19 protein-coding genes are annotated in these 22,011 nt (G+C 39.7%); 8 read left to right on the forward strand and 11 right to left on the reverse strand.

What is annotated here, in order from left to right; genetic code table 11:
• Positions 1-61 precede the first annotated feature (61 nt).
• From ASG14_RS11695 to ASG14_RS11720, 6 genes are all read left to right on the forward strand, one after another.
• Complete coding sequence (locus ASG14_RS11695; RefSeq protein WP_056871248.1) at positions 62-748, forward strand: CAP domain-containing protein; 687 nt, start codon at positions 62-64, stop codon at positions 746-748.
• A gap of 224 nt (positions 749-972) precedes the next feature.
• A complete protein-coding gene (locus ASG14_RS11700; protein ID WP_056871249.1) occupies positions 973-1,485 on the forward strand; it encodes a GtrA family protein in 513 nt (170 codons plus the stop codon).
• A 438-nt stretch (positions 1,486-1,923) separates the two neighbouring features.
• Positions 1,924-3,702, forward strand: a complete 1,779-nt coding sequence (locus ASG14_RS11705) for an aromatic amino acid hydroxylase (RefSeq protein ID WP_056871250.1) — start codon at positions 1,924-1,926, stop codon at positions 3,700-3,702.
• Positions 3,703-3,727: 25 nt separating this feature from the next.
• Positions 3,728-4,429 (forward strand): SDR family oxidoreductase, encoded by a 702-nt coding sequence (locus ASG14_RS11710; protein WP_056871251.1) that lies wholly within the window; start codon positions 3,728-3,730, stop codon positions 4,427-4,429.
• A 109-nt stretch (positions 4,430-4,538) separates the two neighbouring features.
• Positions 4,539-4,913, forward strand: a complete 375-nt coding sequence (locus tag ASG14_RS11715; protein ID WP_056871252.1) for a hypothetical protein — start codon at positions 4,539-4,541, stop codon at positions 4,911-4,913.
• 105 nt (positions 4,914-5,018) lie between these two features.
• Complete coding sequence (locus ASG14_RS11720; protein WP_056871253.1) at positions 5,019-5,567, forward strand: C40 family peptidase; 549 nt, start codon at positions 5,019-5,021, stop codon at positions 5,565-5,567.
• A 2-nt stretch (positions 5,568-5,569) separates the two neighbouring features.
• Here ASG14_RS11720 and ASG14_RS11725 read toward each other — a convergent pair whose 3' ends face one another.
• From ASG14_RS11725 to ASG14_RS11740, 4 genes are all read right to left on the reverse strand, one after another.
• On the reverse strand, positions 5,570-6,172 hold the full coding sequence (locus ASG14_RS11725) for a YdeI family protein (RefSeq protein WP_056871254.1): 603 nt from the start codon (positions 6,170-6,172) through the stop codon (positions 5,570-5,572).
• A 23-nt stretch (positions 6,173-6,195) separates the two neighbouring features.
• Positions 6,196-7,083 carry a flavin reductase family protein gene (locus ASG14_RS11730; RefSeq protein WP_056871255.1) on the reverse strand — a complete coding sequence of 296 codons (888 nt, stop codon included), beginning with the start codon at positions 7,081-7,083 and terminating at the stop codon, positions 6,196-6,198.
• A gap of 1 nt (position 7,084) precedes the next feature.
• A complete protein-coding gene (locus tag ASG14_RS11735; RefSeq protein WP_056871256.1) occupies positions 7,085-8,080 on the reverse strand; it encodes a fumarylacetoacetate hydrolase family protein in 996 nt (331 codons plus the stop codon).
• A gap of 65 nt (positions 8,081-8,145) precedes the next feature.
• Positions 8,146-8,601: a hypothetical protein gene (locus ASG14_RS11740; RefSeq protein WP_056871257.1), complete on the reverse strand. Its 456-nt coding sequence runs from the start codon at positions 8,599-8,601 to the stop codon at positions 8,146-8,148.
• Positions 8,602-8,872: 271 nt separating this feature from the next.
• Here ASG14_RS11740 and ASG14_RS11745 point away from each other — a divergent pair, with 271 nt between their 5' ends.
• Positions 8,873-10,039 carry a homogentisate 1,2-dioxygenase gene (locus ASG14_RS11745; RefSeq protein WP_056871258.1) on the forward strand — a complete coding sequence of 389 codons (1,167 nt, stop codon included), beginning with the start codon at positions 8,873-8,875 and terminating at the stop codon, positions 10,037-10,039.
• A gap of 89 nt (positions 10,040-10,128) precedes the next feature.
• Positions 10,129-11,259, forward strand: a complete 1,131-nt coding sequence (gene hppD, locus ASG14_RS11750) for a 4-hydroxyphenylpyruvate dioxygenase (protein ID WP_056871259.1) — start codon at positions 10,129-10,131, stop codon at positions 11,257-11,259.
• Between the two features lie 137 nt (positions 11,260-11,396).
• Here hppD and ASG14_RS11755 read toward each other — a convergent pair whose 3' ends face one another.
• The 7 genes from ASG14_RS11755 to dnaE all read right to left on the reverse strand — a co-directional run bounded on the left by ASG14_RS11755 (position 11,397) and on the right by dnaE (position 21,955).
• Positions 11,397-13,133, reverse strand: a complete 1,737-nt coding sequence (locus ASG14_RS11755) for a thiamine pyrophosphate-dependent enzyme (RefSeq protein WP_056871260.1) — start codon at positions 13,131-13,133, stop codon at positions 11,397-11,399.
• 330 nt (positions 13,134-13,463) lie between these two features.
• Positions 13,464-13,982, reverse strand: coding sequence for a thioredoxin domain-containing protein (locus ASG14_RS11760; RefSeq protein ID WP_056871261.1), 519 nt, complete (start codon positions 13,980-13,982; stop codon positions 13,464-13,466).
• A 2-nt stretch (positions 13,983-13,984) separates the two neighbouring features.
• Positions 13,985-14,446: a redoxin domain-containing protein gene (locus ASG14_RS11765; protein ID WP_056871262.1), complete on the reverse strand. Its 462-nt coding sequence runs from the start codon at positions 14,444-14,446 to the stop codon at positions 13,985-13,987.
• A 76-nt stretch (positions 14,447-14,522) separates the two neighbouring features.
• The gene (locus tag ASG14_RS11770) at positions 14,523-15,440 is read right to left on the reverse strand and encodes a DUF58 domain-containing protein (RefSeq protein WP_056871263.1); all 918 of its coding nucleotides are present in this window, start codon (positions 15,438-15,440) and stop codon (positions 14,523-14,525) included.
• 260 nt (positions 15,441-15,700) lie between these two features.
• Positions 15,701-16,909 (reverse strand): PQQ-dependent sugar dehydrogenase, encoded by a 1,209-nt coding sequence (locus ASG14_RS11775; RefSeq protein WP_056871264.1) that lies wholly within the window; start codon positions 16,907-16,909, stop codon positions 15,701-15,703.
• A gap of 116 nt (positions 16,910-17,025) precedes the next feature.
• Positions 17,026-17,346 (reverse strand): thioredoxin, encoded by a 321-nt coding sequence (gene trxA, locus ASG14_RS11780; protein WP_056871761.1) that lies wholly within the window; start codon positions 17,344-17,346, stop codon positions 17,026-17,028.
• A gap of 175 nt (positions 17,347-17,521) precedes the next feature.
• Positions 17,522-21,955: a DNA polymerase III subunit alpha gene (gene dnaE, locus ASG14_RS11785; protein WP_056871265.1), complete on the reverse strand. Its 4,434-nt coding sequence runs from the start codon at positions 21,953-21,955 to the stop codon at positions 17,522-17,524.
• Between the last annotated feature and the right edge of the window lie 56 nt (positions 21,956-22,011).

A 22,011-nucleotide genomic window follows, 5' to 3' on the forward strand; every position in this document is an offset into this window, starting at 1 on the left:
TTAAATTTCGAAAACAAAGAAATAAATCTGTTTTACAAACGTTATCCATCAAAAGCCAGGCATGAGTAGAACCTTTTATTTTGTGACGCTGTTAATTATTCTTGGCGGCAAGGCCTCTGCGCAAACCTGGACAGATGCCGAATTTAAAAGAGCAAACACAGCTGCATTTTCCGATTACCTAAGCAACGAGGAAAAGAATATCGTGCTGTACATGAACCTGATACGTATTGACGGAGAGAAGTTCTATTACACATTTCTGCAGGATTACATAAATAACTACAACGAGAAAGTTAGAAGGTATAGAAACTACAACGAGCTCAAAATTGCCAAAAACAACAGTTATTACCTTTCGTTACTTAAACAGGTACGGGTAAAAAACCTACCAATGTTCTACCCTGACGAAAGACTTACTGCATTAAGCAGAAGCCACGCCACAGACTTAAACAAAAATAATTTAGACAGCCACGAAAGCAGCAACGGAGACAAGTTTAACAAAAGGCTGGCAAAATATTTTCCTAATAAACCAATGAGTGAAAACATAGACTTTGGCTACTCGAACAGCCTGGATATTGTTTGCCACCTGCTTTTAGATTGTGGTGTTCCTTCGCTAGGTCACCGTTTCAATATACTCGATCAGAAATACAAATTAAACACAATCGGCGTAAGCATTCAACCGCATCCATCTTACAGCTGGTGTGCGGTAATAGATTTTGTAGCGCAACCTACCTTTTACACCAGCAACCCGTAAAATACGTGAGAAAGTAAATTTTGCGGATAGCATTCAGGTAAATTAAATCTGCTTTTAATTAAAACAGAGTAAAATAGGCCAACTGGCAGCAGAAAAAACACCACACAAACCTTGCAGACTTTTTTAGTTACAATTTCGAAAGAAGTTTGCTAAAAAAATTACCTTTGCCCCATAACTATTTAAGCAGAAGCTTCCCACTTCTTTTTGATTACATTTGATTAAGCATGCGCAAAGCAATTTTAGCATTAATAGATTTCTTCCATCCACCTTTTAAAGGCTTTATTTCTCAACATAATTTCAGGTACCTGGCCACCGGAGGTGGAACCTTACTTCTTGGCATTTTAAGTTACTATTTTGCTTACTTTTTTATCTTCAAAAGTCAAGAGGTAAACTTCGGCATTATTGTACTGCAGCGGGAAACAGCATCGCTATTGGTTGATTACAGCATTGCCATACCCACAAGTTTTTTGCTAAACAAATATGTAATATTTACCCATAGCGAATTAAAAGGCCGCGTACAGTTTTTCCGTTTTTTGAACCTTCAGTTTATAAATATACTGGCCAACTATGTTCTCCTCAAATTTTTGCTCGAGCTTTTAAGAGATTATCCAACCTTAGCCATGCTATCGAGAATTGCAGTTTCGGTTTTAATGGCCCTTTTTAGCTACCTATATCAACATTATTTTACATTCAGTGTAAAAAAAATCGGAAGCAAAAAATCAGGTCCCAAGCTTTAATTTTTTTTAGAAAAGCACTGCCTGCATCGTTTTGGGTAATACAGTCCCGCCCCCGTTTCAAGTCCGCAGCTCGTACCTCGCTTTGCGGGCTTTACACTTTGGTCGGGTTTAAGTGGCAAGGGTTTAGCAACTACTATCGTTTTTTATAGCAGTTGCCAAAAACCGCTGTTGCGTGTAAAAACTGCGTAGCTAAACGGGATGGCAGCGATATCCTTTTTCAGCTACTTCGTTCGCTAAAGCAGCACAAGTCCGAAAAAGATTTAGCGAACAGCCCGACGAAACAATTAGTTGAAATGCTGCCTTAGCTTTGCCAAAAAACCTGATTTTTAGGCCGGCGAAACTTTATTTACCTGTTGCTGTTAATTTAAGCAACGGCTTTCTTGCTTAGGTTGCCGCAAGCAGTTAACTTAGGCACCAACTAACTTAGTATAATACTTAATGAGCGATTTTAATGATTTTAACAATGCCCAGGTAGCCAAATTACCTAAGCATTTAAAGCAGTTCATTGTTGCGCAAAACTATGAGAAATACACACCTATAGACCAGGCTGTTTGGCGATATGTGATGCGCCAGAATTACAGCTATCTTAAAAATGTTGCTTATTACCCATACATAAAAGGCTTACAACGAGCAGGATTAAGTATAGAATACATTCCGGATTTGCAAACCATGAATGATAACCTCGGCAAGATTGGCTGGGGCGCTGTAACAGTAGATGGTTTTATTCCGCCCGCTGCATTTATGGAATACCAGGCTTACCGGGTCTTGGTTATTGCCGCAGATATTCGCCAGATAAACCATATAGAATACACACCGGCTCCGGATATTATCCACGAAAGTGCCGGCCATGCCCCTATTATTGCCGACACGGATTACAATAATTATTTAAGCTATTTTGGCTCTATCGGTGCCAAAGCTATGTTTTCGGAAAAAGATTTTGAGCTTTATGAGGCAATAAGAAAACTTTCCATTTTAAAAGAAGCCGTGGCTACTGATGAAAGGGCAATTGCAAAGGCGGAAAAAGAGTTACGCTACATTAGCGAAAACATGGGCGAACCGTCGGAAATGGCTTTGCTGGGCCGTTTGCACTGGTGGACTGTTGAATACGGCCTGATTGGAACTTTGGAAAACCCGAAAATTTATGGCGCTGGTTTACTTTCGTCTATAGGTGAAAGCGCTTCCTGTATGCAAGCCAACGTTAAAAAACTTTGGTATAATATGGAAACCATAAATTATCCGTACGACATTACCAAAACCCAACCTCAACTGTTTGTAACAGCAACTTTCCAAAATCTTATTGATGTGTTGGAGCAATTTGCTGACACCATGGCTTTTAGAAAGGGTGGAACAGAAAGTATTATGAAAGCAATTGCCTGCAAAAACGTTGCTACAGCCGTTTACAGTTCAGGCTTGCAGGTAAGCGGGGTTTTTACGGATATTGGCATTAGTGCAAATGATGAGGTTACATTTATTAAAACTACTGGACCAACGGCTTTGTCATTCGCTGGCAAACAACTTTCAGGGCACGATAAACACTACCATGCAGATGGTTTCTCATCACCTGTAGGAAAGTTAAAAGATGCAGAAAAACCGCTCGAGGACTACACCGAAGCCGACCTTTTGGCTACAGGAAAAGATGCCGGCGGCAGAACCAAACTAACCTTTGAAAACGGGATTATTGTTGAGGGCCTCATTGCCGGCATTGTACGCGAAAATGCGAAGATAATTTTAATAACCTTTACCGATTGCTCTGTTACCGAAAACAATGGTAATATTCTATTTAAACCGGAATGGGGCAACTATGACATGGCTGTAGGTGAAAAAATAGTTTCAGTATTTAATGGCGCAGCAGATAAAGATGCATACGAAGAAATAACATTAATAAGTGGCCAGAAAACAAATCGGGTAACTTATGATGAAAAGACGATTAAACTGCACAATTTATACAAACAAGTTAGGGCAATCCGGGAAAAAGGTGAAGGTATGGAGCAGCTTGAACACATATTTGGGCAATTAAAAACTATTCATCGAAACGATTGGCTTTGTGCGCTGGAAATTCTTGAACTCGTTTACCACAAAAAAATTTATCATCAGCTGGAAAAAGAAATTACGGTTTACCTTGAAATAAAAGCAGGGAAAGAAGCGGAACACACTAAGCTGATAAATGATGGTTTGCATGTGATTAAAAATCCCGTTAGCCAGTTAATTACCGAATAGTTAAGTTTGCAAAAACATAAACATAATGAACATTATAATTACCGGCGCAAGTAGCGGGATAGGATTTGAAACCGCATTAGAATTTAGTTTACAAAAAGAAAATAAAATTGTTGCTATTGCCAGAACTGCAGAAAAGTTGCGCAAGCTCTTAGAAATCGCGAAGGGAATTAATCCGGATTGTAACCTTTTACCGGTAGAGTTCGACATTGTAAATGACGATTATGCCGCCCTTATTCCTTTTTTAAAAGAAAGATTAGGCACCGTTGATATTCTGATAAACAACGCCGGAGCGTTGATAAATAAGCCATTCGTTGAAACTACGGAAATTGATTTAGGTGCAATGTTGCAAAGCAACGTTGTTGCCCATTTTAAGATGATACAAAATACGCTCGCACTCCTGCAACCTGGAAGCCACATTGTTAACATTGGCAGTATGGGCGGATTTCAAGGTAGCGTAAAATTTCCAGGCTTAGCAGCGTATTCTGCAAGTAAAGCTGCGTTACATGCCTTAACAGAATGTTTGGCTTTCGAATTAGCTGAAACGGGTATTAAAATAAATTGCCTTGCGCTAGGCTCTGCTCAAACTGAAATGCTGGAAGCCGCTTTTCCGGGTTATCAAAGTCCGGTAATGGCTTTCGAAATGGGCAAATATGTTGCTGACTTCGCCAGGACTGCCCATAAATTTTTTAACGGAAAAATTCTGCCAGTAGCCGTTACAACGCCATAACGGAGAAACTGAATAGCAAGCAAAAAAAATTGTCTGATTGTTATTTCGAGTATTTTATCATACTTCCCATATATTTTATTAATTTAAATTAAATAAACTAAATCTAAATATGGAAACAAACAACAATTTCACAACAACAGACAGCGGTAAAACTGCTGGCATCATCAGCTACTTTACAATTATTGGTTGGTTGATAGCCTATTTTGCAATGCATAAGGATAACAGAACCGAATTGGGAAGCTACCAATTGAGGCAAACACTTCTATTCGCAATTGTTTCGATAGCGGTGGGCTGGATACTTGCCTTATTAATTGGAACGTTAATGGTTGCGACAGGAATAGCTGCATTAATCTATATAATTTACCTGTTTAGAATCGCTTTGTTTATCATCTGGATAATTGGTTTAATAGGCGCAATTAACGGCGAGAAGAAACCGATTCCTTTCATTGGTGAAAGAGCACAAACAATGTTCCCCGGCATTTAATTTTTCAACAAAAATGGCCTTAGCTTAGCTGAGGCCATTTTGTTTCAACTGATTTTCAACACTTTAAATGGGTTAAAAAAATTTTTCTATCTTTGGCCCCAACATATGAAGAAAATATTAATACCAATTTTGTTTTTCATTTTGTCTGCGACAGCAGTAAAAGCCCAAACAACACTACCTGTTCAATACCAGGAATTAGTTAAAAAACTTGCCGCAAGTTTGCCTAAAACTTCAGAAGAGCCAGTTAAAGAACCGAAACCTACAAACTCTACTAGTCTTATCGATTTTGCTAAAAGCATGCTGGGTATACCCTATCGTTATGCAACCAGCAACCCCAAAATTGGTTTTGATTGCTCTGGTTTTGTTAGCTACGTTTTCAGCAATTTTGGTTTTAAAGTTCCGCGTTCTTCAAGAGAGTTTAGCGCTGCAGGTAAAGAAACTACCATCGAAAACGCGAAAGTAGGTGATGTTTTAATCTTTACAGGAAGTAATTCGAAAGTGAGACGAATTGGCCATGTTGGCATTGTTTATTCGATTGATGATTCAGGAATTAAATTCATCCACGCTTCCTCTGGCAAATCTCACGGGGTAACCATTACGGAGTTTAATGGCCATTATAAAAATCGTTTCATGAAAATTGTAAGCATCTTATAAGCTTACTTTTTATATTTCCACATTCTTGTTTTTCCGTCTGCAATCCACTCTAATGCAGTTTCGAGCCGCTTCTGTTTGGTTGTATCCGTTTTAGCCTGCAGCAACCACTGCACGTATTCTTTTTTATTGGAGTTGCTAAAATTTTGAAAGGTTGCCAATGCCTTTGGCTCTTGCTGCAGGGCATCAATAAAATATTTGGGTACATCAAGTTCTTTTGGCGCCGATTTAGGCTTTGGTGGCAGACTGATGCCATCTTCATTTAGCTGTATCGCCTGCTGGATGTATGCTATTAAAATCTCGTCTTCTGGTAAATCCTTAAAAGATTTTATTTGTCCCAGCCAACCCATCGCTTCCGAACGGTCTTTAAATATTTTATAGTCATCATTCATCAGTGATGCTTTCCAAAAGCCAAATGCACAATGATTTTTAAATGCGGCCATGTGGCAAACGGTTCCCTTAAAATCGAAAAAAGGCATACTCCATTTGATTTTTTCCTCAATTCTGGCATCCGCACGGTGAACTAAATTCCTTAAATGTTCCAAAATAGGAATTGCAAACTCAGCAGAATTTGCGATGTATTGATCTACCCCTACAATTGTATGCATAACAGATTATTGTTTTAGTAAATTTACAGTAATACAATTTTTAGCGCAAGTTCTACCTCTCCCTGTTTTAAAGCGCTTTTTGCAAGTTCATGTAATTCCCTTTCCCTGTTTGTTGCATCACCTATTGTAGCGTCTAAAATCTCTTTCACATCAGCTAACTGACTTACTGCGTCAATGTCATCTTCTGTAGGAAGCATTTCTACATTGCCCAGCATACCTAAATCATTTCCGGTTAACACTTTCGAAAACCGTACCGACCTGGGCAAATTATCTACTCCAATACCTAGTTTAGATAAAGGCTTTGCAACTTTAAAAAGATTGTCTTTTGTTACTCTGCAATACCAGTCGCCACCTAAACGTGCGACTAAATCAATTTTTTGCTGATCAATTTTTCCGCTTTCATCAAGAATATCTTCCTTGATGTGGATTAGCTTTACTTCTGCCAAAATTAAATTACCGGCACCATTGGTATCGCCTAATGAAATCACTTCATTTATTAAACACTCCATCTGTACAGGTGCCTCTGCAACTCTTGGCGGTGAAACCATGACCGACTTAAGCATTGTAAAGCCCGCCTTTTCAAACTCATTTACCCCCTTGGCATATTCAGTACTGGCTAAGCTCATTTGCTGTACCATATCGTAATTAACAATGTTAATTACACATTCCTTTACCTGAAGAACATTTTCAAGTGTATGTTTAGTAGTGTTATCGCGAACACGCCTTGCGGGAGAAAAAACGCATATTGGCGGCTTGGTACTAAACATGTTAAAGAAACTAAACGGACTCAGATTTATATTTCCTTCCGCATCAATTGTAGAGGCAAAGCAAATTGGCCTCGGCGCAATGGCGTATTGCAAATAATCCTGAAGTTGAACTGCTGATAAATCTTCGGCTTTTAGCGTTGTCATTTTACTTTTTCAAAGCTAAAATAGAAAAGTCTGTTTCGGCCTTTGTTATGGTATTAGTTAGCGCACCTAAGCCTGTTATTTCCATTTCTACCACATCGCCCGATTGCAGCCACTGCGTTTTGTAATTTGGGTCGTTTAATAAACCGGTTCCATTTAACTCCAAAAAGCAACCTGTACCAACCGTACCAGAACCTATCACGTCGCCGGGAAGGATGTCTACTCCATAGGCACAGCGTTCTATAATTTCGGCAAAAGTCCAATCCATATCCGCAGCATTTCCTTTGGAAACTTCGATACCATTAACCCGGCAAGTCATTTTTAGGTCGTAAGCGTTACCTGTATGCCCGTCTTTTGGTGCAACTTTATATTGTTCAAGTTCATCTGGTGTAACTAACCACGGACCAATAACTGTAGAAAAATCTTTTCCTTTAGCTGGTCCCAGGTTTAAAAGCATTTCTTCCATTTGCAATGTTCTGGCGCTCATATCGTTCATAACCATGTAACCGGCAATGTATTCATCAGCATTTGCGGCCTTTACGTTTCTCCCCTTTTTTCCAATAACAATTGCAAGCTCGAGTTCGAAATCCAGCTTTTCAAAATGATCGGGCATACACTCAATTTCACCTGTTCCCTGTATGGCATTATGGTTGGTGAAATAAAAAATTGGGTATTCATCAAATTGAGGAATCATATCTACTTTCCTGTTTCTACGAGCCGCAGCTACATGTTGCCTGAAGGCATAACCATCTCTGCAGCTTGTTGGGTGCGGAACCGGAGCAAGGATTTCATAAAAAATCTCTTCTTTAGCCTCAAGCGCTCCGTTTTTGATTTCGTTGTCTACTTTTTTAGCCCGTTCCATCAATACCTCTCCGCCCTGAAGAAATTCGTTCATTGTATCAGGAAGCAACTTATCACAACTGTTTAAATTATAAATATGGCCGTTTATGAAAACGCCAAGATGCTCTCGGTCTTCAGTTTTATAGGATACTAATTTCATATAATTTGGTTAAAATACCGGGTAAAGCTAGTGATTTAGGGCAGCAATTAAAAAGCAAATATCGATTATTTGAGGACCGTAAATTTTTGTAAGTTTGCCTTTATGGAAGGGAAATCTTTTGCCTGAAGCTTCTTATAAAACCTTTTATTTGCAAAAAGCTCACCCACAACCAGGCCAGCGCAAACACTCAATGGCACGCCAATAATTATGATTACGGCCGTTTCTAGCGCATTTGGATTATCAATTGCGAGGGCGGCGGTGGCAGCGGCCGCAGCAATGGCAACAGGAGCAACAATCGCACGCCTGTGAATAAAAAGCCTGTCGATATTGGCTGCATCTATCCCAACGGTGTCTGCATTTTTTTTAATTACTACAAGCCTTGTATCTTCTGCGGCGTAAAAAAATCCACGATGTCGTTTTCCACTATTTTCGATAACTTTAACTTTATATTTCCACTTTTTTTGTGCAGAAACTGTGCATGAAATCAAAATGCAAATCAAGAGACTTAAAACAAATTTCATAATAAAGCTTTTGGGGTTGCTTTAAATATAAACAAATTTTAAGTTCAAAATAAAATCATTACTTTAGCAACATCAAAACATGATTTTAAAAGCATTACATATAAACCTTGTAAACGATGCAATTGCTGCACGCCGTTACAAAATGCTATCGAAATTAATCATGGCCCAATATTCTCTTTAATCTTTTCTGCATTCTTTACTTAGTTGAAACGCATTAGCCTTTCGATTGTTTATTCTGAAGATTTTTCTTTCTAACCATAAAATAATTATTATGCCTGTTTATCATAAATTGGGGCAAATTCCTGCAAAGCGGCACACGGTTTTCCGCAAGCCCGATGGTAATTTATATGCAGAAGAACTGGTATCAACCGAGGGGTTTTCCAGCCTTTACTCGCTTGTTTACCATTGTCATCCGCCAACAATTGTGAAGCATTTGGGCGAACCGTACAGTTTAGAGCCAAAAATTGCCCGTGAGAAGCACCTTAAACACACAAGTTTAATTGGCTTTAAAATAAAGCCCGAGGATGATTATCTAAAAAGCCGTAAACCTGTTTTGGTAAACAGTGATTTGCATATCGTGCTGGCGGCACCGAGAAAATCTATGACAGATTATTTCTACAAAAACAGCCAGGCTGATGAAATGATTTTTGTACACGAAGGCTCTGGCAAGCTAAAAACCGGCTTCGGCGAGATTAGATTTGCGTATGGCGACTACCTGATTATTCCAAGAGGGACGATTTATCAGCTCGAATTTGATACAGAAGAGAACCGTTTATTCATTGTAGAAAGTTTTAGTCCGCTAAGACCCCCAAAAAGGTATTTAAATCAGTTTGGGCAATTGATGGAACATTCGCCTTATTGCGAAAGGGATTTGCGGTTGCCCGAAAACCTGCAAACGCATGATGAATATGGAGATTTTAAGGTTTTAATTAAAAAACAAGGTTTGATCTATCCGTACACTTATGGTACACATCCTTTTGATTATGTGGGCTGGGATGGTTATCATTATCCTTATGCTTTCTCTATACACGATTTTGAACCAATAACTGGTCGCCTGCACCAGCCGCCACCAGTACACCAAACCTTCGAAGGGCATAATTTCGTTGTCTGTTCATTCGTTCCCCGTAAGTATGATTATCATCCTGATTCGATTCCTGCTCCGTATAACCACAGCAATGTAGATAGCGATGAGGTTCTTTATTATGTAGATGGCGATTTTATGAGTAGGAAAAGTGTAGTTAAAGGGCAAATCACTTTACATCCCGGTGGTATTCCACACGGCCCACATCCCGGTACGGTAGAAAAATCAATTGGAAAGGAAAAAACCGATGAACTTGCAGTAATGATCGACCCTTTTAAACCATTAATGCTTACGCAGGATGCTTTAGATATTGAAGATGAAAACTACCACAAAAGCTGGCAAATAAATGTAGAATAATGCGGATTTGCTACAATTGGGCAGTAAATCACTTTTAAAAATGAACGAAACATCTTTATACACGATATTAATTACCTGATACAACAAAAATGGAAACACTAACATTTGCAGAAAAAATATCCAAGGCACAGGATTTTTTGCCAATTAACGGAACGGACTATATCGAATTTTATGTGGGCAATGCAAAACAAGCTGCTCACTACTATAAAACAGCCTTTGGCTTTCAGAGCTTGGCCTATGCCGGGCCGGAAACTGGTTTGCGAGACAGGGCATCATATGTGCTTCAACAAGGCAAAATCAGATTGATTCTTACAACTGCGCTAAAATCGGACCACCCGATTTCTGAGCATGTTAAAAAACATGGCGACGGTGTTAAAGTTTTGGCGCTTTGGGTTGATGATGCTTACAATGCCTTTGAGGAAACGACAAAACGTGGTGCAAAGCCATACATGGAACCGAAAACGTTAACGGATGAGAACGGCGAAGTGAAAATGAGTGGAATATACACTTATGGCGAAACCGTACACATGTTTATCGAGAGAAAAAATTACAATGGCACCTTCATGCCAGGTTTCAGGGATTGGGAAAGTGATTACAAACCGGCCGACGCAGGGCTTTTGTATATTGACCATTGCGTAGGAAATGTTGGCTGGAACAGAATGAATGAAGCCGTTAAGTGGTATGAAGAAGTGATGGGATTTGTAAATATTCTATCTTTCGATGATAAACAAATTAACACGGAATATTCTGCATTGATGAGTAAAGTAATGAGCAACGGAAATGGATTCTCAAAATTTCCCATTAATGAACCTGCCGAAGGTAAAAAGAAATCGCAGATTGAAGAGTACCTGGAATATTATGAAGGGGAAGGCGTGCAGCATATTGCGGTTGCAACAAAGGATATTGTGAAAACCGTTAAGGAATTAAAATCGCGGGGTGTCGAATTTTTAAGTGCCCCACCCGAAGCGTATTACGATATGATGCCACAACGTGTTGGGCAAATTGATGAGGAAATAAAAATTCTTGAAGACCTTGGAATTCTTGTAGACTGCGATGAAGAAGGCTATCTGCTTCAGATTTTTACGAAACCGATTGAAGACAGGCCAACGTTGTTTTTCGAAATCATTCAGCGTAAAGGGGCCCAAAGTTTCGGTGCCGGAAATTTCAAAGCCTTATTTGAGTCTTTAGAACGTGAACAAGAACTGAGAGGGAATTTGTAGCTAGATCTTTCTTCCTTTTAAAAAAAAATCGTCATTGCCAGGTGTGACTCAACTATCTCAGTTAGCATTCGTATAAAACAAAAATGCTTGAAGATAATTGCAAACCTCGCAATGACGAATAATATTGCAGATAAATTTTATAACACCTCTCCCAAATGTTTGTAGTTTGACTTGATCGTATCAAATACTTCCGACATTTTACCACCCAACATTAACTTTGCCATCGATTCTGTCATCCCTTTAACCTGCGCCCATTCAATTTTAGGCGGCATTGCCAAGGCATTAGGATTAGTTAAGATGTTTAACAAAACTGGTCCTTCGGTAACAAGTGCATTGGCAATTGCGTTTTCAACTTCTTCAGGTTTGGAAACGGTAATACCCGTAAAACCCATGGCCTGTGCAACCAAACCAAAGTCGGGGTTGACCATATCCGTTTCGCTGTCTGGCAAACCATCAACCTCCATCTCCAACTTAACCATACCTAAAGCACGGTTATTGAAAACGATAAGTTTTATCGGCAGGTTATACTGTTTTATAGTGGCTAAATCGCCTAACAACATCGATAATCCACCGTCGCCGCATAAAGCAATTACCTGCCTTTCGGGATGTGCTAATGCCGCACCAATAGCCATTGGCATTGCATTTGCCATAGAACCATGGTTAAATGAACCGAGCATATTCCGTTCGCCGGTGCCATCAATAAATCTTGCTCCCCAAACACAGCACATCCCGGTATCTACCGTAAAAATTGCGTCGGTTTTGGCTAAACGATTAATGGTAGCAGCAACAAATTCTGGCTGAATTCTGTTTTCTTCACCTTTATCATTAACATACACCTGCTGGTGTTCCTTTACCTTACTGTAAAACTCGAGCTGAGCTTTGAGGAAGCCATCATCTTTCTTCTCTTCAATAAATGGCAATAAAGCCTTGATGGAATCGGCAATATTGCCACACAAGCCTTGCGTAAGTTTCGCCCTTCTGCCTAAGCGTTCCGGACTTTCATCTATCTGTACTATTTTATTTTTTACAGGCATGAAATTTACGTAGGGAAAATCGGTGCCTAAAAGCAAGACCACATCAGCTTCATGCATGGCATGGTAACCAGATGGCTGGCCGAGTAGGCCCGTCATCCCAACTTCATATGGATTGTTATATTGAATACTCATTTTACCACGGAATGAAAACCCTACAGGCGCCTTCAATTTCGCCGCAAGTTGAATTACCTCATCATGAGCTTGTGCCGCCCCAATACCACAGTAAAGCATTATTTTTTTCTCCGAATTTAGAAGTTGGGCTAATTGGGAAAGTTCCGCATCAGCTGGCCTTATAATAGGTGCGTTTCTAAAGAGTTGCATCGAAGTTATGCTTTCAACTGCATCGAGTTCGGCAACGTCGCCCGGCAAACCAAAAACGGCAACTCCTTTCTTATGTACCGCATGCTGAATTGCCGTTTGCAGCATACGTGGTGCTTGTGCTGCCGTTGTTGCTACCTGATTATAGTAACTACAATCATCAAATAACTTAATCGTGTTGGTTTCCTGAAAAAATTCTGTTCCAAACTCTGTAGTTGGTATGGTGGATGCTATTGCGATTACGGGTACGTGAGAACGATGCGCATCGTATAAGCCGTTTATTAAATGTACGTGCCCTGGTCCGCAGCTGCCTGCGCAACATGCAATGCCATCAAGCTCGGCTTCGGCAGCGGCCGCAAAGGCACCTGCTTCTTCGTTTCGTACATGTATCCATTTTATTTTACCATTCCGTCTTACCGCGTCGTTAAAATAATTCAGGCTATCACCTGTAACGGCGTAAATTCTTTTTACCCCGGCTTCTACAAGCATTTCTACCAGTTGTTCTGCAACATTTTTACTCATGGAAAAAACTTTTAAATTAATATTTAATCGGCATGATTAAATGATACTGTAGTAATAAAGGATTGTGCAATATTGTTTCATAATGCGGGCTAAATAATTAGCCCAGGCAATATTTCGGCTTCCAAAGTGCCAAAGAAAAATCATGCACTAAAATAAAATCCGAATGGCAGGTTTCTTCACTAAAACTTCATAATTGAAGTGCACCTTTGAACTAACAAAACACAAGAAGCGATTTCCGTTTTGTTAAATTCTAAAAACTCATAATTAGTTTTTTAGTTTTCCGGTTACCCTTATCTGATACCTCATGTATTGCAAAATACATGAGGTTTTTTATTCTGCGCTTTCTTTAAGCATTTGATACAAATCCAGTACGCCGCCATCAAACTTTGTTCCGTCTACGTAAAATGATGGTGTTCCGTTTACCCCGCTCCTAACACCGCTTTCAAAATCGCTGTCTACTTTCTGTTTTATTTCTTCCGATTGCGAATCTTTTTCAAATTTCTCTAAATCTAAGCCAATTGTTTCTGCCAACTCAGTAAAAATATCTTCGGCAAGCCGATGCTGATTGTCGTAAAGGGCATCGTGCATTTCCCAGAATTTACCCTGTACTGCCGCTGCTTCGGCAGCTAAGGCTGCCGGAAAGGCAAACGGATGAGCTTCCTGAAGGGGGAAATTCCGGAATGCAAAACTTATCTGATCGCCAAAAGTTTCCTGAATTTCTTTAACAATTGGATATGCATCGCCACAATATGGGCATTCATAATCGCCAAACTCAACAATCTCAACGGTTGCTGATTCCGAAGCCTGGATGTGGTCTTTATCTGATAAGGATGGTTTTAATGTGCTCATGTTTATTTTTTTTTAATTTCTTCTAATGCATCTAAAATTCCATCTGCACCCGGATTTACGGCCGTTGGTGATAGATAGCTCCAGGCAATTTCACCTTCATTATCAATTACAAACAAGGCACGTTTACTTTCTCCGGTTTCTTCGTCATAAACACCGTAGGCTTTTGACACCTCGCCTTTCGGTTCAAAATCTGCAAGTAAAGGAAAGTGCAATTTCCTATCTCCAGAAAAGGCAAGATGACACCATACGCTATCGACAGAAATGCCGAGAATTTGTGCATCGTATTTACTAAAGTAATTAAGCATTTCGTTATAAAGAGCCATTTGGTCGCTGCAAACCGGGCTCCAATCTGCCGGATAGAAGGCTAAAATTACATTCTTACCTTTAAAATCTTTCAGTTTTATTTTTTGGTCGGGAGTCGCATTCAATTCAAAATCTGGTGCTTTAGAGCCTTTTTCTAACATCGTTTGAGGTTTAAAAATTTTATACAACTATTTTAACGTTTCTAATTAGCAGTTTTTTGTATGGCAACCTAAAATACTAACCTAACTTCTGCCTTTTAATTAAATAAGATTGCAGTACAGGATAAAACCCTTCATTTATGTCGGCATCAATTAGGTCTATTTTGTATTTTGCGCATCTCAATGCCGTTTGTTGGCGATAGTCTGCAACCGCAGCTGTATAATTTTCTTTCACCTGGCTGGTATGCACTTTTATCATTTCACCTGTTTCCATATCAATAAACTGGTAAGGACGGTTTTCGAAATCAAAATTTACTTCTTTTGATTTATCAACAACATTGAAAACGACCACTTCATGTTTATTGAATTTCAAATGTTGCAAAGCGTCAAAAAATTCATCGGTTTTAGCTTTGGTTGTTTGGGTGTTAAATAAATCGCTGAAAATTACAACCAGCGATCTTTTATGAATCAGATCTGCAACCTGATGTAAAGCTTCGCTTAAATTTGTTTGTGCATTTACTTTAGGTTTGTCGAGTAAATCTTCGAGCTGCATAAACAGATATTTCTGATGTACAGTTGTTGATTTGGCGGGCGAATTAAGCAAGAGCTCGTCGGTAAATAAACTTAGTCCGAAAGCATCACGCTGTTTTTTCAACAAATACATCAATGATGCAACAGCCTGGATTGAAAAGGTAAGTTTGTTGTTTTTTGGTTCTGGGAAGTACATCGAAGAGGACACATCGATAACAAACTGACAGCGCAAATTGGTTTCTTCTTCAAACCTTTTGCTATACAATTTATCGGTTTTGGCATATAACTTCCAATCAATATTCTTCACATTGTCACCATTGTTATATTGACGATGTTCTGCAAATTCTACTGAAAAACCATGAAACGGACTTTTATGCAAACCAGTGATAAAACCCTCTACAACCTGCTGCGCAAGCAATTCCAGGTTACCGTAACTTGTTTCATTTTCATAGTTTACTGCTTGCATATCGTAAAGCTAAAAATTTATCCACTCAATCTTCATCATTAAGAGACTTTTTTCTAATTACGGAAGCGACTGAATATTAATGAATAGAAAAAACAATTTTTTAACAGATTGGATAACTTTTACCAAATCTGAGATTAGGAATTAAATATTTCGGCGCTTTATTACGGTTCACCGAAGTTAACCCCGAGAAAAACAAGTCTGTTCTCGAAGGAAAGAATTAGTTAAAAAGCCGAATTCAATATTGAATTCGGCTTTTTAAATTATTTCTTAGCTATTTTATACAATTTTCCATTATCGGTAACAGTGTAAAGTGCTCCGTCTTTTTCTACCATATCCCGGAAACGCTCACCCATTCCTTCGAGCAACCGCTCTTCGCCAACAACTTTATTATCTTTAATTACCAAACGAATAATGTGTGAACCACCTAAGCCTCCAACAAATAAGTTACCTTTCCATTCGGCAATGGCCGAACCATTGTAAAAAGCGATACAACCTGGTGAAATACTTGGATTCCAGAAATAAACCGGCTGCTCCATCCCCTCTTTTTGTTGGATACCATCGCCAACTTTTTGTCCGCTATACTCCGTACCATAGGTAATTACCGGCCAGCCATAATTCTTCCCCGGTTTAATGATGTTAACCTCATCGCCACCTTTAGGGCCAAATTCAGCTTCCCACAAATCACCTGTTTGCGGATTTATCGCCAAGCCGTCCGGGTTACGCAAACCCAAAGCATAAATTTCTGGTCTTGCATCTGCTTTACCCGCAAATGGTCCGTTAGGAACAGGCTTTCCTTCTTTTGTTAAATGGAGAATTTTCCCTAGTGATGAATTTAAGGATTGCGCCTGCATTCTGATATCACTTCCCGAACGCTCACCGGTACTTACAAAAAGGTTCCCATTTTTATCAAAAACAATTCTGGAGCCATATTGTAATTTACCAGTATAAGATGGTGTTGCCCTGTAAATTACAGTTTGATTTTCTAATGCGGTTTCACTTGCCGATAATTTGCCTTTAGCAATGGCCAGCAGGACACCTTTATCCTGAGGTTCTGAATATGCATAATAAACCATTCTATTTTTTGCAAAATCAGGATCTAAGGTAACATCAAGCAATCCGCCTTGTCCGGATGGATCTACTTTAGGCAGGCCAGCTATCATTTTACTGAGTTTACCATCGGCGCTAAGTATAACCATTGTACCACGTTTTTGGGTAATTAGAAATCCGCCATTTGGCAGCACAGAAATTGCCCAGGGGTTTTCGAGTTTATCATTTAAAACGGAAACATCAATTGCTGTTTTCGATTTTACGCCTGCAATCCGGGTTTGACCTTCAAATGCAGGTTTATAATCAGCCGAAGGCTTATTTGTTTCAACAGGGCTTTGAGCAGAAACAGGGTTGGCAAAGGCTAAACTCATTGATAATCCTGCCAGTGCAACACCTAATGTTTTGTTATTTAATAGGTTCATAAAGATGATTGAGTTTTTCAATAAAGGAACAAAAATATTCTTGCATAAAAAAACCCGGAACAAACAAATGAATCCGGGTTTTAAATATGTTACAAGCCTCTCGGCTATATTTTAAATTAAGCTAATTGCTTATTTAATTTTTCTGCTAAGATAGATTTAGGCACAGCTCCAACCTGTTTGTCAACAACCTGTCCATCTTTAAAATACAATAAAGCAGGAATGTTACGAATACCAAATTGCATCGAAATTTGAGGATTATTATCTACGTTAACTTTACCAACGATAGCTTTACCATCATATTCTTTCGCAATCTCTTCTACTACAGGACCAACCATGCGACAAGGGCCACACCATTCTGCCCAAAAATCTACTAATACGGGTTTATCTGATTTTAATACAAGCTCCTCGAAGTTTGCATCTGTGATTTCTAATGCCATAATTATTTTTTTTATGTTCAAATATATGTATTCAATTGTAATGCCAGCTATGGTATCTTGCCAATTTGACATTGCCTTTATAAAGCTTAATTTTAAGTCCCCATTAGTAAGCACCAAACATTCAGCTTTAAAAAATAGCTAATCTATTTACAAAGCTGCTAAATGATGGTTTAACCTAGTTCAGTTTGTAATTTACAACATTCAATCCTGTTAATTGTTCTAAGAACTTGTTGCTCGGATTAATTTTTAAATTTTTAGAAGGCAAGTCTAACATAATTTGTTTTTCGCTATCGAAAACAGCGAAGTTAAGTTGGCAGTTTTGCTGCTCGGTATTTGCCTTATTGTCTGCTAAAATTTCCTCAATCTGACGCATCAATTCATCGTTAACCCTTTCGATAGGCACCTGAATGGTAAGGCTCTTCGCAAGTTTGTCCCTCAATTCCGACATTAGGTTTATTGAAGTGATTTTGAACTCCCAGTCACCGGCTTTACCAAAGCGCTCGCCTACTCTTCCGCGGATTTGCAGGAAATAACCTTCCGTTAAAAATGATTTAAATTTAAGGAAGTCTTCTCCAAATAAGGCCATTTCGCAGGCGTCATCGTAATCTTCAAAAACGAATGTTCCAAAAGGTTTTCCGTTTTTTGTTATGCGTTGCGATGCAGTAACCACCAATCCGCCGACACAAAGTTCGCGGTTTTGCAACTTAGTAAATTCAGCAAGGATTTCTTCATTGGTATCGCCCATTCTAACTTTGTTGATGATGCTCAGTTGCCTAACGCCGTGTGTGCAGAACTTGTCGAGCTCCAGTTTATAGTTATCAAGCGGGTGACCGGAAAGAAAAATACCAATCGCGTCTTTCTCGTATTTGAGTCTGTCCATTAACGCCCACTCCGGTGAAACTGGCAAGGTAGGTTCCAGAATCATATCCGCTTTCGAACCGCCAAATAATGATGCCTGAGAAGTACTCTCGTTGTTCTGGAAATCGTTTGCGTATTTTATTATTTTCTCGATACCATTCATCTTATCATTTGGGCCGATGTAAAAATACTGAGCTCTATGGCCTCCAAACGCATCGAAAGCGCCGCTGTAAACGAAACTCTCGTAAGCCTTTTTATTTACTATCCTGGTGTTGGAGCGCTTTGCAAAATCATAAACAGAAGCGTAAGGGCCTTTCTCCAAACGTTCTTCGATAATACTCTCCACCGCTTTTTCGCCAACGCCCTTAACAGCCGACATACCAAACCTGACTTCGCCTCTGGCGTTTACGGAGAATTTTAGATCAGATTCGTTAACATCAGGACCTAAAACCACAACACCCATTTGGCGGCACTCTTCCATAAAGAATGCGACCTGCTTGATATCACTCATATTATTTGATAGTACTGCTGCCATATATTCTGCAGGGTAATGCGCTTTCAGATATGCGGTTTGATAAGCTATCCAGGCATAACAGGTAGAGTGCGATTTATTAAAAGCGTAAGATGCGAACGCCTCCCAATCTTTCCAGATTTTTTCTAAAGTATCCGCAGCGTGTCCTTTCTCTGAAGCCTGTTTAACAAACTTAGGCTTCATTTTATCAAGAACATCTTTCTGTTTTTTACCCATTGCCTTACGCAAAACATCGGCCTCACCTTTGGTAAAACCGGCCAGCTTTTGTGATAGAAGCATTACCTGCTCCTGGTAAACCGTAATCCCGTAGGTTTCTTTTAGATATTCTTCACAGGCATCTAAATCGTATTTTATTTCCTCTTCGCCATTTTTACGCCTAACAAAACTTGGGATATATTCCATCGGTCCGGGGCGGTACAATGCATTCATGGCGATCAAGTCGTCGAAAACAGTCGGCTTCAATTCTTTCATGTATTTCTGCATACCCGGACTTTCATACTGAAAAATGCCAATGGTTTCACCACGCTGAAAAAGTTCGTAAGTTAAAACATCATCAATCGGGAAGTTATCAGGATCGAGCAGAATATTATGTCTTTTCTTTACCAGCTTAACGGTATCTTTAATCAGCGTTAGGGTTTTTAATCCCAGGAAATCCATTTTTAGTAAGCCGGCACTTTCTACTACAGAGTTATCGAACTGGGTAACATATAAATCAGAATCTTTGGCAGTTGCCACAGGAACAAAGTTGGTAATATCGCTTGGCGTAATAATTACACCACAGGCGTGGATGCCAGTATTTCTTAGTGAACCTTCTAAAACCTGCGCCTGCTGAATGGTTTCTGCGCTTAAATCTTTCTGCCCACCCATGGCTTTAAGCTCCTGAACACGCTCATATTCATCCGGCCTCAAAGCATCTTTTAAACTCTTTTCATCGAGATTAAAAATTTTGGCAAGCTTCATGTTTGGGATTAGCTTCGCGATTTTATCGGCTTCAAAAAGTGGCAAATCCAACACCCTTGCCGTATCGCGGATAGATGATTTCGCAGCCATTGTTCCATAGGTGATAATTTGCGCTACCTGGCTGGAGCCATACTTATTAATTACATACTCCATAACCCTGCCCCGGCCTTCATCATCAAAGTCGATATCGATATCGGGCATTGAAACGCGATCCGGATTTAAGAAACGCTCGAAAAGGAGATCATATTTTATAGGGTCGATATTCGTTATCCAAAGACAATATGCAACCACAGAACCTGCTGCCGAGCCACGACCCGGACCAACGGAAACATCTCTTCTACGGGCTTCAGCAATAAAATCCTGAACAATTAAGAAATAACCAGGATAACCCGTTTTTTCAATGGTAGCCAATTCAAAATCCAGCCTTTCAATTACGTCAGTGGTGAGTTCGCCATAACGTTTCTTAGCACCCTCATAAGTAAGGTGGCGGAGAAATTTATTTTCCCCTCTCTTACCTCCATCCGTTTCATCTTCGACAACCAGAAATTCTTCCGGGATATCAAATTTTGGAAGTAATACCTCACGGGCAAGTTTGTAGCTTTCAATTTTATCTACAACTTCCTGAATGTTTAAAATCGCTTCAGGCAAATCGGCAAAAAGTGCTTTCATTTCATCAGGAGATTTGAAATAATACTCCTGATTTGGCAATCCATACCGATAACCACGACCCCGACCAATTGGCGTTGCCTGTTTCTCACCATCTTTTACACAAAGTAAAATATCGTGTGCATTTGCATCTTTTTTATTGATGTAATAAGTATTGTTTGTGGCAATCAGCTTAACGTCGTGCTTTTTGGCTAGCGCAATCAGGGACGTGTTAACGCGGTCTTCATCTTCCTGGTTGTGGCGCATTACTTCCACATAAAAATCGGCACCAAACTGCGCTTTCCACCAAAGCAAAGCTTCCTCAGCCTGATTTTCGCCCATGTTTAAGAGCTTGTTCGAAATTTCGCCGGAAAGGTTTCCTGATAAAACAATTATATCCTCTTTATATTGCTCAATTACTTGTCTGTCTATCCTTGGAACGTAATAAAAGCCTTTCGTATAAGCTATTGAAGACATTTTTGCAAGGTTATGATAACCTTTCTTATTCTTCGCAAGCAATACCATCTGGTAGCCATTATCTTTAGTTGTTCTATCCAGATGATTATCACAAACAAAAAATTCAACTCCAACTATCGGGGTCATTACAACCTCGGTTGGCCTTTCGCCGGCTTCAATTGCGTCCGCATTTTTAGCTTCAGCGGCTTTGTTATGATTTAAAACTGCGTTTACAAAATGAAAGGCACCCATCATATTCGCATGATCGGTCATGGCTACTGCCGGCATCTTTTGCGCAGCCGCAGCTTTTACTAAATCGGCTATGCTAATTGTACTCTGCAGAACCGAAAACTGTGTGTGATTATGAAGGTGGACAAAGGTTGCGGCAGCCAACTCTTGTTTATTTTCTGCCAGCTCCTGCCTCGATACGCCGCCACCTTCGGCTTTTTGAAGGCGCTTACGAATTTCATCGGAAGCCGATTTTAAGTTTACATGCGGAATGCCAAAGCTTGGTATAGATGCTGGGTTTACTTCCCGGAAACGAGGGAAGTATTCGGCATCAACAAGAAGCTCTTCTTTTTTGAAGACCTCTTTTTTTATAAGTTCCAAAAAACAACGCGTGGTGGCCTCAACATCGGCCGTTGCGTTATGCGCTTCGTTAAAAGGAACGCCAAAAAGGTACGCGTGTAACTCAGTTAGCGTTGGCAACTTAAACTTCCCGCCCCTTCCACCCGGAAGCTTCAGCAACTCTGCCGTTACTTCCGTACAGGTATCCAGAACAGGCATTTCTGCCATCCGGTTCGCGATGCCAAAACGGTGAAACTCGCAAGCCATGATGTTTACATCGAAACCCACATTCTGGCCAACTATGAATTTTGACTTCGATAAGGCAATGTTGAATTTTTCTAAAACCTCGGCAAGTGATATTCCCTGTTCATCAGCCAATTCAGTCGAGATTCCGTGGATTCGCTCAGCATCATACGGTATGTTAAACCCCTCAGGCTTAACTAAGTAATCCTGATGTTCAACCATCCGTCCCATCTCATCGTGTAGCTGCCATGCAATTTGAATACAACGTGGCCAATTATCGGTATCGGTAATTGGAGCGTTGTAATTACGTGGCAAGCCCGTAGTTTCAGTATCAAAAATTAAGTACATATGTTGCTTTAAAGAATTAGCCGCTGCAGAATATTAACGGTTTTTCAAAAATAGCG

Origin of the sequence: Pedobacter sp. Leaf194 (assembly GCF_001423945.1) — a bacterium.
Taxonomy (GTDB): Bacteria; Bacteroidota; Bacteroidia; order Sphingobacteriales; family Sphingobacteriaceae; genus Pedobacter.

What these genes read in the sequence shown, in the direction of transcription:
- ASG14_RS11695 (WP_056871248.1), top strand. Translation starts at nt 62, where the DNA reads ATGAGTAGAACCTTTTATTTTGTGACGCTGTTAATTATTCTTGGCGGC.
- ASG14_RS11700 (WP_056871249.1), top strand. Translation starts at nt 973, where the DNA reads ATGCGCAAAGCAATTTTAGCATTAATAGATTTCTTCCATCCACCTTTT.
- ASG14_RS11705 (WP_056871250.1), top strand. Translation starts at nt 1,924, where the DNA reads ATGAGCGATTTTAATGATTTTAACAATGCCCAGGTAGCCAAATTACCT.
- ASG14_RS11710 (WP_056871251.1), top strand. Translation starts at nt 3,728, where the DNA reads ATGAACATTATAATTACCGGCGCAAGTAGCGGGATAGGATTTGAAACC.
- ASG14_RS11715 (WP_056871252.1), top strand. Translation starts at nt 4,539, where the DNA reads ATGGAAACAAACAACAATTTCACAACAACAGACAGCGGTAAAACTGCT.
- ASG14_RS11720 (WP_056871253.1), top strand. Translation starts at nt 5,019, where the DNA reads ATGAAGAAAATATTAATACCAATTTTGTTTTTCATTTTGTCTGCGACA.
- ASG14_RS11725 (WP_056871254.1), bottom strand. Translation starts at nt 6,172, where the DNA reads ATGCATACAATTGTAGGGGTAGATCAATACATCGCAAATTCTGCTGAG.
- ASG14_RS11730 (WP_056871255.1), bottom strand. Translation starts at nt 7,083, where the DNA reads ATGACAACGCTAAAAGCCGAAGATTTATCAGCAGTTCAACTTCAGGAT.
- ASG14_RS11735 (WP_056871256.1), bottom strand. Translation starts at nt 8,080, where the DNA reads ATGAAATTAGTATCCTATAAAACTGAAGACCGAGAGCATCTTGGCGTT.
- ASG14_RS11740 (WP_056871257.1), bottom strand. Translation starts at nt 8,601, where the DNA reads ATGAAATTTGTTTTAAGTCTCTTGATTTGCATTTTGATTTCATGCACA.
- ASG14_RS11745 (WP_056871258.1), top strand. Translation starts at nt 8,873, where the DNA reads ATGCCTGTTTATCATAAATTGGGGCAAATTCCTGCAAAGCGGCACACG.
- hppD (WP_056871259.1), top strand. Translation starts at nt 10,129, where the DNA reads ATGGAAACACTAACATTTGCAGAAAAAATATCCAAGGCACAGGATTTT.
- ASG14_RS11755 (WP_056871260.1), bottom strand. Translation starts at nt 13,133, where the DNA reads ATGAGTAAAAATGTTGCAGAACAACTGGTAGAAATGCTTGTAGAAGCC.
- ASG14_RS11760 (WP_056871261.1), bottom strand. Translation starts at nt 13,982, where the DNA reads ATGAGCACATTAAAACCATCCTTATCAGATAAAGACCACATCCAGGCT.
- ASG14_RS11765 (WP_056871262.1), bottom strand. Translation starts at nt 14,446, where the DNA reads ATGTTAGAAAAAGGCTCTAAAGCACCAGATTTTGAATTGAATGCGACT.
- ASG14_RS11770 (WP_056871263.1), bottom strand. Translation starts at nt 15,440, where the DNA reads ATGCAAGCAGTAAACTATGAAAATGAAACAAGTTACGGTAACCTGGAA.
- ASG14_RS11775 (WP_056871264.1), bottom strand. Translation starts at nt 16,909, where the DNA reads ATGAACCTATTAAATAACAAAACATTAGGTGTTGCACTGGCAGGATTA.
- trxA (WP_056871761.1), bottom strand. Translation starts at nt 17,346, where the DNA reads ATGGCATTAGAAATCACAGATGCAAACTTCGAGGAGCTTGTATTAAAA.
- dnaE (WP_056871265.1), bottom strand. Translation starts at nt 21,955, where the DNA reads ATGTACTTAATTTTTGATACTGAAACTACGGGCTTGCCACGTAATTAC.